The organism is Rathayibacter sp. AY1E8, from assembly GCF_002931415.1.
GTDB lineage: Bacteria > Actinomycetota > Actinomycetes > Actinomycetales > Microbacteriaceae > Rathayibacter.
In genome coordinates, this window is the sequence record NZ_PSVI01000004.1 from 1 (window position 1) to 13,265 (window position 13,265).

The following is a 13,265-nucleotide window of genomic DNA, read 5'->3' on the forward strand; positions in this document are numbered from 1 at the left end:
CACCGCGGTGACGTCCTTGCGGCTGTGCACGCGCGCCACCGACTGCGGCACGATCAGCACGCCCACGCCGGCCGCGACCTGCTCGACCGCGTCGTCGAGGCCGGCCATGCGCGGCAGCGGGCGCCGCGAGCCGTCCGCGAGCTCCTCGGCGACCGCGGCCCACTCCGGCACGTCCTCCGGATCCTGGAGGAGGTGCTCGCCGGCCAGCTCGGCGACCTCGAGCTCGTCCGCGGCGGCCAGGGCGTGCTCGCGGCCGACGACGGCGACGGGCTGCTCGTCGTAGAGATGGATGGAGCTGAGGGCGGAGGAGGAGACGTCGCCGCGGACGAACGACAGCTGCGCGCGGCCGTCGAGCAGCGCCTGCTCCTGATCGCGCTCGGCGACGACGGTGATGCGCAGCGGGAGATCGGAGCGGCGCTGGCCCCAGACGCGGGTCCACTTGGTGGGGGTGACGCCGGGCACGAGGGCGACGGCGAGCACGGGGCCGGCGGGGACGGCGTCCCCGGCGTCGGAGTCGGCGGCGTCGGAGTCGCTGTCCTCGGCGTCGAGATCGTCGGAGTCGAGATCGTCGGAGTCGAGGTCGTCGGAGTCGAGGTCGTCGGAGTCGCCGTCCTCGGAGGCGCCGTCCGTGTCGTCCGACTCGGTTCCGGCTCCGGCGCCGACCGCACCCGATCCGGCCGACGCGTCGTCCGCCGTCGCGTCCGCCCCGCCCTCCGGACGCCCCTCCGCCTCGGGAGCGGCCTGCGGGTCGACGGTCTCGGGCTGCTCGCTCATCCCCTCAGGGTAGGTGGTCCGCGCCGCGCCGGTAGGGTTGCCGCATGGCCAAGGCGACACAGACGATGAAGGCTGCGACCGCGGCGAAGAAGCTGCAGGTCTACCTGCCCGCGACTCCGGAGGAGTTCCAGGAGTCGGCGATCACGCGCGAGCAGTACGACGAGCTCGCCGCGAACCCGCCCGCCTGGCTCGTGCAGCTGCGCGAGGAGGGGCCGCACCCCCGCTCCGTCATCGCCTCCCGGCTGAACGTCTCCATCTCGGGGCTCGCCCGCGGCGGCGTCACCGAGGCGCTGACCACTCCCGAGATCCAGGCCCTGCTCGACGAGGTCCCCGAGTGGCTGCGCGTCGAGCAGAACCGCTACGCGGAGGTCCGCCGCGAGCAGGCCCGAATCAAGTCCGAGCGCGCCGCCAAGGCCGCCGACTGACCCCACCCCCGCCTGCGGGACCCCGACCCGGCGCGCGCGACGTGCGCTGCGGGCCGGAGCGGGATCCCGCCGAGGGGAGCCGCGCGGCTACTGGTTCGAGAACGCGGCGTCGAACGACGCGGTCGGGGTCCTCCAGAGCAGCGAGCGGATGAAGCCGACGGCCTCCTTCGCGCCGTGGAGGCGGTCCATCCCGGCGTCCTCCCACTCGATGGAGATCGGGCCGGAGTAGCCGATCGACTCCAGCGCGCGGAACGCGTCCTCCCACGGGACGTCGCCGTGCCCCGTCGAGACGAAGTCCCAGCCGCGGCGCGGGTCGCCCCACGGCAGGTGCGAGCCGAGCACGCCGGCGCGGCCGTTCTTCGGGCGCAGGCGGGTGTCCTTGCAGTCGACGTGGTAGATCCGGTCCTTGAAGTCGACGATGAAGCCGACCGGGTCGATGTCCTGCCACATCATGTGCGACGGGTCCCAGTTGAAGCCGAAGGCCGGGCGGTGCCCGATCGCCTCGAGGGTGCGCACGCTCGACCAGTAGTCGTAGGCGATCTCGGACGGGTGCACCTCGTGCGCGTAGACCACGCCGTTCGCGTCGAACTCGTCGAGGATCGGGTTCCAGCGGGTCGCGAAGTCCTCGTACCCCTCGTCGATGACGGAGGCCGGGACCGGCGGGAACTGCGCCACGTAGGGCCAGATCTTCGAGCCGGTGAAGCCGACGACCACGTCCACGCCGAGCTTGCGGGCGACCCGCGCCGAGCGCTTCATGTCCTCGGCGGCGCGCTGCCGCACCCCCTCCGCGTCGCCGTCGCCCCAGGTGTAGTCGCGCACGAGTGCCTTGTGGCGGAAGTCGATCGGGTCGTCGCAGACGGCCTGGCCGGTGAGGTGGTTCGAGATGGCGAAGACCTCGAGGCCGTAGCGGTCGAGGATCTCCAGGCGCGAGGCTGCGTAGGCGTCGTCCTCGTCCGCGCGCTTGAGGTCGAGATGGTCGCCCGAGGCCGCGATCTCGAGTCCGTCGTAGCCCCACTCGGCGGCGAGTCGGGCGACCTCCTCGAAGGGCAGATCGGCCCACTGGCCGGTGAACAGCGTCACGGGGTGGGTGGCGGGGTAGGTCTTCTCGTCGCTCATGCGGCGATCTCCGTCCGGTCGTCGGCGGCGGGCACGGTCACCCAGGCGCCTGTCTCGGCCGCGTCGAGCACGGCCTCGGTGATGCGCGCCGCGCGGAGGCCGTCGGCGAAGGTCGGCAGACCCTCCACGTCGGCGCCCGCCACGGCGGCGTAGGTGTCGCGGGCGAACGCCGTGAAGGCGTCCTGGTAGCCCATCGGATGACCGCTCGGCACGATCGAGAGCCGGGCCGCATCGGGCGCGAGGATCGAGGCGTCGCGCGGCACCAGCAGGGCGCTGTCGCGCCGGCCGACCCACAGCGTCTCGGGGAGCTCCTGCTCGAAGCGCAGCGACTCCTCCAGCCCGGACACCTCGAGCACCAGCTCGTTGCGGTGGCCCGCGGTGACCTGCGAGACGAGGAGCGTGCCGACGGCGCCGCCCTCGAGCCGGACGATCAGGCCGGCCACGTCCTCGGTGCTCACCGGGCGGCCGCCGCGCTCGGCGTGGACGGTGCTCGTGATCGCGGCGAGCGAGTCGATCCGGTCGCCGGTGACGAACTCCAGCAGGTCGACCAGGTGCGAGCCGATGTCGCCGAAGGCGCGCGAGCGGCCGCCGGCGGCCGGGTCGACGCGCCAGTTGTCGTCGGAGGCGCCCAGCAGCCAGTCCTGGAGGTAGCTCCCGCGGACGGTGACCAGACGGCCGGTCTCGCCGGAGGCGACGCGGGCACGGGCCTCGCGCACCATCGGGTGGAAGCGGTAGGCGAACGGGACGGTCGCCACCACGCCGGCGGAGGACGCGGCCGCAGCGAGCGACTCCGCCTCCCGCAGCGTCGCGGCGAGCGGCTTCTCGCAGACCACGTGCTTGCCCGCCTCGATCGCCGCGAGCGCGAGTGCGGCGTGCGTGGCGTTCGGGGTGCAGACGTGCACGAGGTCGATGCTCTCGTCCTCGATCAGGGCCCGGGCGTCCGGGTAGGCGCGCTCGACGCCGAGCTCGGCCGCCGCCCGCTCGCCCTTCTCCGGGGTGGAGGAGGCGACTCCGGCGAGCACCGCTCCGGCGCTGCGGGCCGCGCGGCTGTGCACGGCCGCCATGAAGCCGCCGCCGAGCACGCCGACGCGCAGGGGCGCGGGCATCAGGAGAGGGTCGCTTCGGTCGGGTCCCAGCTCTCGGGCAGTGCGGGGCGGGGCGTCACGGAGCTCGTGACGAGGACCTTCTCGCCGGTCTCGGCGGCCTCGAGCAGCGAGAGCATCACGTCGGTGACGTGGTACGCGAGGTCTCCGGAGGCGGCCTCGGGGCGGTCGGCCCGGATCGCGCGGGCGAGCTCGAGCACGCCGGTGCCGCGGGAGGCGGTCGAGCCGGTCGCCGCGATGACCTCCGGCTCGGCGGACCCACGGCGGTGCAGGGTGATCTCGCCGTCGTGCTGGTTCGGGTCGGGGAGGACGAGGGTGCCCTCGGAGCCGTTGATCTCGACGAAGCCGGTGCGCGGCAGGCTCGACTCGAAGCTCCACACGCCCTGGGCCGAGGCCCCGGACTCGAAGCGGAGCAGCCCGCCGATGTGCGTCGGGATGGTCACCGGGAACTCGGTGCCCTCCTTCGGGCCGGAGCCCACCACGCGGGTGGCGCGGGCCTGGGACGAGACGGCGGTGACGCTCTCGACGGGGCCGAGGTTCTGCACGAGCGTGGTGATGTAGTACGGGCCCATGTCCAGCAGCGGTCCGCCGCCCTCGGCGAAGAAGAACTCCGGGTTCGGGTGCCACGACTCGGGGCCGGGGCCCTGGAAGAGGGTGAGGGCCGAGAGCGGCGTGCCGATGGCTCCGCTCTCGATCACGCGCTGCGCCGTCTGGAGGCCCGCGCCCAGGAAGGTGTCGGGAGCGGTCGCGACGCGCAGCCCCTTGTCCTTCGCCAGCGCGAGCAGCTCGATCCCGCTGTCGCGGTCGAGCGAGAAGGGCTTCTCGGTCCACACGTGCTTGCCCGCCTCGACCGCGCGGCGCGCGACCTCGACGTGCGCGGCCGGGATCGTGAGGTTGACGACGATCTCGATGCCCTCGTGCGCGAGGAGCTCCTCGACGGTGCCCGAGGCGGGGACGCCGAAGGCCTCGGCCTGGGTCCTCGCCCGCTCGAGGTCGATGTCGGCGACGAAGAGCACCTCGAGGTCGGGGAAGACGGTGAGGTTGGTCAGGTACTGGGTGCTGATGTTGCCGGCGCCGATGACGCCGACGCCCACGCGGCCGGTGCCGCTCATGCGCCGAGCCCCGAGACGTAGCGGTGGGCCGACTCCAGGCCCTCGAAGATGTCGCCGGCGTAGGCGTCGAACTCCAGCACGGGCAGGGCCTGCGGAGCGGCGGCGAGGATCGCCGGGACGTCCATCGCGCCCTCGCCCGCGGGCAGCTGCTCCTGGGTGTCGGCCGAGATCGGGCCGTCCTTCACGTGCAGGAAGCGCACCTGGTCGCCGAGGCGTCCGAGCACCTCGACCGGGTCGTCGCCGCCGACGGCCGCCCAGTAGGTGTCGAGCTCGAGGACCATGCGCGGGTCGAGCAGGCCCGCGAGGTGCTCGAAGGCGCTGCGGCCGTCGACGCGGTTCTCGAACTCGAAGGCGTGGTTGTGGTAGCCGAGCACCAGGCCGCGGGCGGCGGCGGAGTCGACCAGCGCGTTCAGATCGTCGGCGATGCGGGCGACGTCGTCCGCGGTGGTCCAGCGGGTCGGGTCGACGAAGGGGTCGATCACGGTCTCGACGCCGAGCGAGGCGGCCGTGTCGAGGATCTCGTCGACGGTGGCGTCGCCCTGCGGGCCGAGGAGGCGGGCGTGGGCGCTGGGAGCGCGCAGTCCGCTGGCCGGGAGCGCCGCGCGGTAGGCGTCGGCCAGGTCGACGAACCCGAAGAGCTCGACCGTGGTGAAGCCGATCGCCGCGAGGCGGTCGAGGGTGGCGGGCAGATCGGCCGCGAGCGGCTCGCGCACCGAGTACAGCTGGACAGAGAGGTCTGGGGGTGTGGCCACCGGTGGGGCTCCTGATCGCATCGGAAGGTGTGCCTCGAACCCTACGCGGACTTTTGCTCACGGACAAGCAAAACTAGCCCTGCGCGCCCGCCAAGTCGGGCACCCGCCGCACAGAAGCACGGGCGCTGTGGTTGACTCTGGCCATGTCCCCGCGCCGCCGCATCACCGTCAGCGCGGTCGGCGAGCTGCTGCTCCTGCTGGCCGACGGGGCGCCCCGGACGCGGGCCGACGTGGTCGCCGAGACGGGCCTGCCGCGTGCGGCCGTCTCCGCCCAGCTCGACGTCCTCACCGCCTCCGGCCTGGTCGCCCGGCAGGACGACGCCCCCTCCTCCGGCGGCCGTCCCGCCGCCCGCGTGGCCTTCGACCCCCGGGCGCGCAGCCTCCTCGCCGTCGACCTGGGCGCCGCGCACGCCGTCGTCGCCCTGACCGACCTCGACGGCACGGTCCTCGCCCGCCGCCGCGAGAGCATCGCCATCGCCGACGGCCCCCTCGCCGTCCTCGGCCACGCCCTCGACGTCGCCGCGGCCCTGCTCGGCCGGACTCCGGCGGCCGGCCCGCTCGCGGGAGTCGGCGTCGGCGTCCCCGGACCCGTCGAGCACGCGACGGGCCGCCCGGTGAAGCCGCCGATCATGCCCGGCTGGGACCGCTTCGACATCCCGGAGTTCGTCGGCCGCCGCCTCCCCGTGCCCGTCCTCGTCGACAACGACGTGAACCTGCTGGCGCTCGGCGAGCACGCCGACCACTACGCCGACGTCGACGACCTCCTCTACGTGAAGGTCTCCACCGGCATCGGAGCCGGGATCGTCAGCGGCGGGGCCCTGCAGCGCGGAGCCCTCGGAGCGGCGGGAGACCTGGGCCACGTGCAGGTCCCCGGCGACCGCGGCGAGGCCGACCTCGAGGCGATCGCGAGCGGCTCGGCGATCGCCCGCCGCCTGACCGAGTCCGGGATCGACGCCGCCAGCACCTCCGACGTCGTCACCCTGCTGACCGGCGGGGACCCCACCACCGTCGAGCTCACGCGCGCCGCGGGCCGCGACATCGGCGAGGTGCTCGCCACCTGCGTGAACCTCCTGAACCCGTCCGTCATCGTCGTCGGCGGCAGCATCGCCCAGGCCAGCCACGAGGTCCTCGCCGGGGTCCGCGAGGTCGTCTACCGCCGCTCCCTCCCCCTGGCGACCCGCGCGCTCGACATCGTGCAGGCCGCGGCCCAGGGCGGAGGCGTCCGCGGTGCCGCCCTGATGGTCCGGCGCCACCTCCTCTCCCCCGCGCACGTCGACGCCTTCCTCGAGGCCTGAGCCGCCGGCGCGAGCCGTCCCGCCCCGGTCATACGCCGCGGGTCGGCGTGCCGATTCGACCGGGCGCCGCAGGGGGCAGAGAATGAATCGGTGCCCGACCTGCAGCTCTCCTTCCCCTGGGAGACGCAGCCCGTCTTCACGGACGCCGAGCCCCCGCACCTCCGGAGGGTCGTCGCCGACTCCTCGGACCGCGTCGCCTGGCTCCGCGCCCGCTCGCGCGGCATCACGGCGACCGACGTCGCCCGCCTCTCCTCCCCCGCCGCGATCGGCAAGGCAGCGCTCGACAAGCTCTACGGCACCGGCTTCGGCGGCAACGCCTTCACCGACCACGGCCGCGCCCGCGAGCCCGAGATCGCCGCCTGGGTACGGAGCGAGCACGCGATCGAGCCCAGCAGCACCCTCTTCCACGCGAGCCAGGAGCGGCGCCACCTCGCCACGCCCGACGGCATCGGCCTCCGCGAGGACGGCCGGCTCGAGCTCTGCGAGATCAAGACCACGACGAAGCCGTGGCGGAGCATCCCGCGCCACTACCTGCGGCAGGTCTTCTGGCAGCAGTACGTCCTCGGCGCCGAGCGCACGCTCGTCGTCTGGGAGCAGCACCGCGACTTCGTGCCGATCGAGGGCGAGCCGAACTCCCGCTGGGTCGACCGCGACGAGGACGAGATCCACATCCTCGTGCGGCTGGCGGGGATGCTGATGGCCGAGTTGCACGAGCGGACGCGCGCCCGGTGACGGTCCTCCTCCTGCACGGCCTGGGCGGCGACCGCTCCCAGCCGCTGGGGCTGCTGCGCTCCGCCCTCCCCGCCGGCAGCGAGGTCATCGCCCCGGACGTCCGCGCCCACGGCGCCTCCGAGCTGATCGGCGCGCCCGGCGACTTCGCCCTCGAGGCGCTCGCCGACGAGGTGACGGAGGAGGTCGTGCGCGCCGGAGCCGCGCACAAGCCGCTCACGGTGCTCGGCATCTCGATGGGCGCCGCGATCGCCCTGCGCCTCGCGGTCCGACGCGTGCTGCCGATCGACCGCGCCGTCTTCGTGCGTCCCGCCTTCACCGCCGAGCCGCTGCCCGAGAACCTCACCGTGTTCCCCGTCATCGCGCAGCTGCTGCACGACCACGGCGCGAAGCGCGGCGAGCGGATGTTCCGCGCCTCGGGCCTGTTCGCGCGCGCCGCCGAGGTGTCCCCCGCGTCGGCGGAGGCGCTGACGCTGCAGTTCCGCTCCCCGCGCGCGGCCGAGCGCGCCGTCCGGCTCGCCCAGATCCCGCGGAACGCCGCCTACCGCGACTCCGGAGAGCTGGGCGAGGTCATCGCGCGCACCCTGGTGATCGCGGCCGAGCGCGACCCCGTGCACCCGGTCGAGGTCGCGGAGGCGTGGGCTAGGGCTCTTCCGGATGCGGACTGCGAGCGGGTGCCGTCGCGGGACGAGGGCTTCGCCGCTCAGCAGGACCGGATCCGCGGGCACGTCCGCGGCTGGCTCGCTCGGCGCTGAGGTCCTCGAGCGCGAGCACCAGGCCGACGAACGCGAGCCAGAGCACCGCGATCGCCGTCGCCACGAACTCGAGCGTGCCGCCGAGCCGCAGCCACACGCGCAGGAGCGACAGGATCCCACCCGTCCCGGCGACGACCGCCACCGAGATCCCGGCGGCGAGCGAGAGCCGCGCGACCGCAGGGCGCCCCCGCACGGTCGCCAGCTGGAGCATCGCGGCGCAGGCGGCCCCGAAGCCGAGCACGGCGGCCGAGGTGTGGATGAGGTCCTGCCAGCGGAAGGCCGGCCCGACCGGCAGCGGGCAGCCCGCCGTGCAGGTCACCTGCGAGGCGAGCGCGAAGCAGGCGGCCGCCAGGAGGATCGCGCCCGCCGGGCGGAGGGCGGGCAGCAGGCGGGCGCGCACCGGCCAGGCGCCCGCGGCGATCAGCGCGCCGCCGGCCGCCACGAGCAGAAGAGCGGCCTCGAAGGCGCCCGCCGTCGGCAGGTCCGGCGCGCCCATCTCGCTGACGTAGACCCAGCGGCTGGTGCCGATGCTGATCCGGGCGGCCAGGAGGACCACGAGCCCGGCCAGGACAAGGAGGGCACCGCCGACCAGCAGGGTACGTCGGCGTCGCATCCCCTCATCGTGCCAGACCGGGCGCCCGCGGCTCCGCGCGCCAATCTTCTCCCGAGGGTGACACCCCCGTAACAGCGCCGACTCATTGCCTCGATTGACTGGTCGCGGCGTCGGATGCGGGGATCGGGGGCGACGTCCTCGGCACGCTCCACCCGCACGCCTCAGCGACAGGAAAGGCGACGATGCACACCAGCGCGCTCGGGCACGGCCTCGCGATCGGCGAGATCCCGGAGGAGGTCGTCCTCCCCGACACGATGACGGCGGCGGTGATCGACGCGCCGGGCGACGCCTCCGCCCTGCACCTGGCGACCGTGCCGACCCCCTCCGCCATCAACGCCGAGTTCACCGTGAAGGTGGTCGCGGCCGGCGTGAACCCGCTCGACGCGAAGACGCGCGCGGGCCAGGGGGTCGCCTCCCAGATCGCCTCCTACCCGGCGGTCCTCGGCCACGACTTCTCGGGCGTCGTCGTCTCGAGCCCCTACCCGGCGCATCCGCTGCGGCCGGGCGACGAGGTCTACGGCTTCGTCATGGTGCCGCGCTACTCGGGCTCCTACGCGGAGTACGTCAGCGTGCCGAGCGTCTCCATCGCGCGGAAGCCGTCGACGCTCTCGCACGTGGAGGCGGCCGGCGTCCCGCTCGCGGCGCTCACCGCCTGGGGCATGGTCGTCGAGCTCGCCAAGGCGCACGAGGGCCAGCGGATCCTCATCCACGCCGGGTCGGGCGGAGTCGGCCACTTCGCGGTGCAGTTCGCCGCCTACTTCGGCGCCTCAGTGATCGCGACCGGCTCGACCCGCAACCTGCAGTGGCTGCACGAGCTCGGCGCCGCGCAGGTGATCGACCACACGGCCGAGCGCTTCGACGAGCTGCTGTCCGGCGTCGACGTGGTCATCGATCTGGTCGGCAACGTCCACGACGACACGGGCTCGCGCTCGCTGAGGGTCCTCCGCCCCGGGGGCCTGATCGTGAACGCGCCCACCGGGAGCTGGCCCGGGTTCTTCGAGGAGGCGGCCGCTGCGGGCGTCCGCGCCTCCACCTACCGCGTCGCTCCCGACGGGGCGACCCTCGGCGTGGTCTCGCGCCTTCTCGAGTCGGGCGACGTCCGCGTCTTCATCGACGGCATCTTCCCCCTGGCCCGCGCCTGCGAGGCGCACGAGCAGCTCGAGACGGGCCACACCCGCGGCAAGATCGTCCTCACCGTCTCCGAGGGCTGACCTCGGCGAGATGCCGCTCCGGTACGCCACGCGGAGCGTGTCGCGTACCCGGGCGGCGTCTCGCGGGGAGGGTCAGGCGAGAGAGCGCTCGAGGACGAAGTCGTCCTCCCAGCGGTCGCCGACGAGGAAGCGCTTGCGGCCGACGACCGCGAAGCCGTGCTTGGAGTAGAACCGCTGAGCACGCGCGTTCTCCTCGTTGACGCCGAGCCAGACGCCCGCGGCACCGTGATCCAGCGCCTCCTCGAGGGTCGCGGCCATCAGCGCGGCCGCCGCTCCGGAGCCGTGCCGGCCGGCCAGGAGGTAGAACTTGCTGAGCTCGACGGTCGGACGCAGCCGGATCGCCGCGACGACGTCGGCGTCGGCGGGCTCCCCGCGCACGAGCATCGCGTAGCCGGTCAGCGCGCCGGAGTCGTCGTCGACCAGGAGCGAGCGGAGCGGATCGGCGAGGTGGTCGCGGAAGCGCTCGACCGAGAGCACGGTGCGCACGAACTCGGCCTTCGCCTCCGCGGTGGTGTGCGGCGGGCAGGCCAGCGGGAAGGTCGCGGCGGCCAGCTCGGCCAGGGCCTCGGCATCGGCGGCCGACGCGCGGCGGACGGTCACGGGAGGTGCGGCGGAGCGGAGCGGCGGATCACCGGTCCAGTATGCCGGGACGACGAAGGAGGGGGCCCGCCGAAGCGGACCCCCTCCTCACGTCAGTGCGTGCTCGGCTCAGGCCAAGACGTTGACGTCCAGCGGGATGCCGGGGCCGAAGGTCGTCGAGACGGCGGCCTTCTGGATGTAGCGGCCCTTCGAGGAGGACGGCTTGAGGCGGAGGATCTCGTCGAGCGCGGTCTTGAAGTTCTCCTGGAGCTGCTCCTCGGTGAACGCGGCCTTGCCCACGACGAGGTGCACGTTGGCGTGCTTGTCGACGCGGAACTCGATCTTTCCGCCCTTGATCTCGGTCACGGCCTTCGCCACGTCCGGGGTCACGGTGCCGGTCTTCGGGTTGGGCATGAGGCCGCGGGGGCCGAGCACCTTTCCGAGACGGCCGACCTGGCCCATGAGCTCCGGGGTCGAGACGGCGGAGTCGAACGAGGTGTACCCGCCCGCGACCTTCTCGATGAGCTCGGCGCCGCCGACCTCGTCGGCACCGGCGGCCAGCGCGGCCTCGGCGGCCGGACCGGTCGCGAACACGATGACGCGGGCGGTCTTGCCCGTGCCGTGGGGCAGGATGACCGTGCCGCGGACCATCTGGTCGGCCTTGCGGGGGTCGACACCGAGCTTGAGGGCGACCTCGACGGTGCTGTTGAACTTGGCGGAACCGGTCTCGCGGGCGAGCGCGACGGCCTCGTCGGCCGTGTAGAACTTGCCCTCTTCGAGCTTGGCCGCGGCGGCCCGGTAGGCCTTCGACTTCTGTGCCATGTTGTTTCTCCTTGAAACGAGAATGTGGTTCTAGAGCCTGGCGGGCTCTCCCACGGGGGTGATGGAGTTCTGGTGGTGCCGCGATCGCGGCCGTGACTGCTGCTCGCGGGAGGCGGGGAGGTCCTGCGGAGGCGTATCCGGACCGGGCGTGCGACCCCACTGAGGGGCCGCCGTCGGGTTCTCGAGGCTTCCGCGGTGGGTCCGCGCCGGTGGGCGCGTCGCTCCCGCCGTCGAGCAGCGCGTCGCGCTACTCGACCGTGATGCCCATCGAGCGGGCGGTGCCGGCGATGATCTTCGCGGCGGCGTCGATGTCGTTGGCGTTCAGGTCGACCTGCTTCGCCTCGGCGATCTCGCGGACCTGCGCCTGGGTGAGCTTCGCGACCTTCACGGTGTGCGGGGTCGAGGAGCCCTTGGCGACGCCGGCGGCCTTCTTGATGAGCTCCGCCGCGGGCGGGGTCTTCAGCACGAAGGTGAACGAGCGGTCCTCGTAGACGGTGATCTCGACGGGGATGACGTTGCCGCGCTGCGACTCGGTCTGCGCGTTGTACGCCTTGCAGAACTCCATGATGTTGACGCCGTGCTGACCGAGCGCCGGACCGATCGGGGGCGCGGGGTTGGCCGCGCCGGCCTTGATCTGGAGCTTGATCAGGCCGGTGACCTTCTTCTTGGGGGCCATTCTGATTCCTTTTCTCAGGGTTCGAGCGGTCGGGGGCTCCCGGCCGCTCTCCCGCGCATCCGACGGTGCCGGATCGCGGTGGAGGAGGGTCGTCCGGCGCGCACAGAGGCGGGCGCCGACACGAAAACCCGTACGAGCTTACACGAGCGGGGCCACCCCCGACAGGGCGGAGGAGGGGCCGACGCCCGGGGGCGCGTGGGGCGGTGCCGGAGGGGGCGCCGCCCGGAACGGCGAACGCCCCCTCCGACGTGCGGAGGGGGCGTTCACGCGGCGCGGAGGCGACGCGTCAGAGCTTGGTGACCTGGTCGAACGACAGCTCGACCGGGGTCTCGCGCTCGAAGAGCGAGACGAGCACGGTGAGCTTGCCGCTCTCGGGCTTGATCTCGCTGATCGAGCCGGGAAGACCCGCGAACGAGCCCTCCTTGATGGTGATGGTCTCGCCGATCTCGAAGTCGACCTCGGCGGGCAGCACGCGCTGGGCCTGCTTCTGGCCCTTGGCGCCGGAGGTCTTCGAGGGGGCGACGTCCTTGATCTCGACGAGGCTCTTCAGCATCGTGAAGGCCTCCTCGAAGCGCAGCGGGGTCGGGTTGTGGGCGTTGCCCACGAAGCCGGTGACGCCCGGCGTGTGGCGGACGACCGACCACGAGTCCTCGTTGAGGTCCATGCGCACCAGCACGTAGCCGGGGATGCGCACGCGGGTGACCATCTTGCGCTGGCCGTTCTTGATCTCGACCACGTCCTCCATCGGGACCTGGACCTCGAAGATGTAGTCCTCGGCCTCGAGCGAGACCTTGCGGTTCTCGATGTTGGACTTCACGCGCTTCTCGAAGCCGGCGTAGGAGTGGATGACGTACCACTTGCCCGGCTTGCCGCGCAGCTCGGTGCGGAAGGCCTCGTACGGGTCGATGTCGGCGAGGTCCTCACCGGCGGCCTCGGCGTCCTCGGCGGCGACCTCGACCTCGTCCTCGACGGCCTCGAGGGCCGCTTCGGCCTCCTCGACGGTGTCGATGTGCGCGGCCTCGTCGACCGCGGAGTCGGCCTCGGGGTCGTCGACGGAGCCGATGGCGTCCAGCGCTGCCTCGAGGTCGGAGGCGAGGTCGTCCTCGGACTCGTTCTCGTCGATGATGCTCAGCGCACCCTGCTCGGCGGGCTCGACGGCGTCCTCAGCCTGCGACTGGACGTCGCCCTCCTGCTCCTCCTCGACCTCCGACGACTGCTCGGCAGCCGTCGCCCAGTCGACGTCGTCGCGGTTTCTGTCAGACACTCGTCACAACTCTCTCTCGATCGATCGGTCGCGCCCCTC

15 protein-coding genes are annotated in these 13,265 nt (G+C 73.2%); 5 read left to right on the top strand and 10 right to left on the bottom strand.

The features are described 5' to 3' along the window. The coding region (locus tag C5C74_RS01955) for a LysR family transcriptional regulator substrate-binding protein (protein ID WP_146083000.1) at positions 1 to 774 on the bottom strand (774 nt) is incomplete at its 3' end. Positions 775 to 818: 44 nt separating this feature from the next. On the opposite strand from C5C74_RS01955, the gene C5C74_RS01960 reads away from it, so the two are divergent. Then, entirely contained in the window at positions 819 to 1,199 is a 381-nt protein-coding gene (locus C5C74_RS01960; protein ID WP_104223641.1) for a DUF5997 family protein, read from the top strand. Positions 1,200 to 1,286: 87 nt separating this feature from the next. Here C5C74_RS01960 and C5C74_RS01965 read toward each other — a convergent pair whose 3' ends face one another. The 4 genes from C5C74_RS01965 to C5C74_RS01980 are packed head-to-tail and all read right to left on the bottom strand — an operon-like array spanning position 1,287 to position 5,282. Beyond that, entirely contained in the window at positions 1,287 to 2,315 is a 1,029-nt protein-coding gene (locus C5C74_RS01965) for a sugar phosphate isomerase/epimerase (protein ID WP_167299019.1), read from the bottom strand. Then, the gene (locus C5C74_RS01970; protein ID WP_104223640.1) at positions 2,312 to 3,421 is read right to left on the bottom strand and encodes a Gfo/Idh/MocA family protein; all 1,110 of its coding nucleotides are present in this window, start codon (positions 3,419 to 3,421) and stop codon (positions 2,312 to 2,314) included. Before C5C74_RS01970 ends, C5C74_RS01965 begins: the two co-directional genes overlap by 4 nt. After that, entirely contained in the window at positions 3,421 to 4,530 is a 1,110-nt protein-coding gene (locus C5C74_RS01975; RefSeq protein ID WP_104223639.1) for a Gfo/Idh/MocA family protein, read from the bottom strand. The genes C5C74_RS01970 and C5C74_RS01975 overlap by 1 nt, the downstream gene beginning before the upstream one ends. Further along, complete coding sequence (locus C5C74_RS01980; RefSeq protein ID WP_258064080.1) at positions 4,527 to 5,282, bottom strand: sugar phosphate isomerase/epimerase; 756 nt, start codon at positions 5,280 to 5,282, stop codon at positions 4,527 to 4,529. Before C5C74_RS01980 ends, C5C74_RS01975 begins: the two co-directional genes overlap by 4 nt. Before the next feature lie 143 nt (positions 5,283 to 5,425). Here C5C74_RS01980 and C5C74_RS01985 point away from each other — a divergent pair, with 143 nt between their 5' ends. The 3 genes from C5C74_RS01985 (at position 5,426) to C5C74_RS17235 (ending at position 8,061) form a co-directional block, all read left to right on the top strand. After that, a complete protein-coding gene (locus C5C74_RS01985; protein WP_104350896.1) occupies positions 5,426 to 6,577 on the top strand; it encodes an ROK family transcriptional regulator in 1,152 nt (383 codons plus the stop codon). Between the two features lie 99 nt (positions 6,578 to 6,676). Beyond that, positions 6,677 to 7,309, top strand: a complete 633-nt coding sequence (locus tag C5C74_RS17230; RefSeq protein WP_104223661.1) for a YqaJ viral recombinase family protein — start codon at positions 6,677 to 6,679, stop codon at positions 7,307 to 7,309. After that, positions 7,306 to 8,061 (top strand): alpha/beta fold hydrolase, encoded by a 756-nt coding sequence (locus tag C5C74_RS17235; protein ID WP_181134632.1) that lies wholly within the window; start codon positions 7,306 to 7,308, stop codon positions 8,059 to 8,061. Before C5C74_RS17230 ends, C5C74_RS17235 begins: the two co-directional genes overlap by 4 nt. Here C5C74_RS17235 and C5C74_RS01995 read toward each other — a convergent pair. Further along, positions 7,949 to 8,674 carry a DUF998 domain-containing protein gene (locus C5C74_RS01995; protein ID WP_104223635.1) on the bottom strand — a complete coding sequence of 242 codons (726 nt, stop codon included), beginning with the start codon at positions 8,672 to 8,674 and terminating at the stop codon, positions 7,949 to 7,951. The two genes, C5C74_RS17235 and C5C74_RS01995, sit on opposite strands and share 113 nt — an antisense overlap. A 182-nt stretch (positions 8,675 to 8,856) precedes the next feature. Between C5C74_RS01995 and C5C74_RS02000 the strand changes: the two genes are divergently transcribed. Then, positions 8,857 to 9,885 carry an NADP-dependent oxidoreductase gene (locus C5C74_RS02000; protein WP_374952914.1) on the top strand — a complete coding sequence of 343 codons (1,029 nt, stop codon included), beginning with the start codon at positions 8,857 to 8,859 and terminating at the stop codon, positions 9,883 to 9,885. Between the two features lie 72 nt (positions 9,886 to 9,957). Here C5C74_RS02000 and C5C74_RS02005 read toward each other — a convergent pair whose 3' ends face one another. From C5C74_RS02005 to nusG, 4 genes are all read right to left on the bottom strand, one after another. Then, positions 9,958 to 10,485 carry a GNAT family N-acetyltransferase gene (locus tag C5C74_RS02005; protein WP_104350898.1) on the bottom strand — a complete coding sequence of 176 codons (528 nt, stop codon included), beginning with the start codon at positions 10,483 to 10,485 and terminating at the stop codon, positions 9,958 to 9,960. A gap of 108 nt (positions 10,486 to 10,593) precedes the next feature. Then, entirely contained in the window at positions 10,594 to 11,286 is a 693-nt protein-coding gene (rplA, locus tag C5C74_RS02010) for a 50S ribosomal protein L1 (protein ID WP_104223633.1), read from the bottom strand. Between the two features lie 247 nt (positions 11,287 to 11,533). Next, a complete protein-coding gene (gene rplK, locus C5C74_RS02015) occupies positions 11,534 to 11,962 on the bottom strand; it encodes a 50S ribosomal protein L11 (protein WP_104223632.1) in 429 nt (142 codons plus the stop codon). A gap of 286 nt (positions 11,963 to 12,248) precedes the next feature. Next, positions 12,249 to 13,226: a transcription termination/antitermination protein NusG gene (nusG, locus tag C5C74_RS02020; RefSeq protein ID WP_104350899.1), complete on the bottom strand. Its 978-nt coding sequence runs from the start codon at positions 13,224 to 13,226 to the stop codon at positions 12,249 to 12,251. Between the last annotated feature and the right edge of the window lie 39 nt (positions 13,227 to 13,265).

What these genes read in the sequence shown, in the direction of transcription:
- C5C74_RS01960 (WP_104223641.1), top strand. Translation starts at nt 819, where the DNA reads ATGGCCAAGGCGACACAGACGATGAAGGCTGCGACCGCGGCGAAGAAG.
- C5C74_RS01965 (WP_167299019.1), bottom strand. Translation starts at nt 2,315, where the DNA reads ATGAGCGACGAGAAGACCTACCCCGCCACCCACCCCGTGACGCTGTTC.
- C5C74_RS01970 (WP_104223640.1), bottom strand. Translation starts at nt 3,421, where the DNA reads ATGCCCGCGCCCCTGCGCGTCGGCGTGCTCGGCGGCGGCTTCATGGCG.
- C5C74_RS01975 (WP_104223639.1), bottom strand. Translation starts at nt 4,530, where the DNA reads ATGAGCGGCACCGGCCGCGTGGGCGTCGGCGTCATCGGCGCCGGCAAC.
- C5C74_RS01985 (WP_104350896.1), top strand. Translation starts at nt 5,426, where the DNA reads ATGTCCCCGCGCCGCCGCATCACCGTCAGCGCGGTCGGCGAGCTGCTG.
- C5C74_RS01995 (WP_104223635.1), bottom strand. Translation starts at nt 8,674, where the DNA reads ATGCGACGCCGACGTACCCTGCTGGTCGGCGGTGCCCTCCTTGTCCTG.
- C5C74_RS02000 (WP_374952914.1), top strand. Translation starts at nt 8,857, where the DNA reads ATGCACACCAGCGCGCTCGGGCACGGCCTCGCGATCGGCGAGATCCCG.
- rplA (WP_104223633.1), bottom strand. Translation starts at nt 11,286, where the DNA reads ATGGCACAGAAGTCGAAGGCCTACCGGGCCGCCGCGGCCAAGCTCGAA.
- rplK (WP_104223632.1), bottom strand. Translation starts at nt 11,962, where the DNA reads ATGGCCCCCAAGAAGAAGGTCACCGGCCTGATCAAGCTCCAGATCAAG.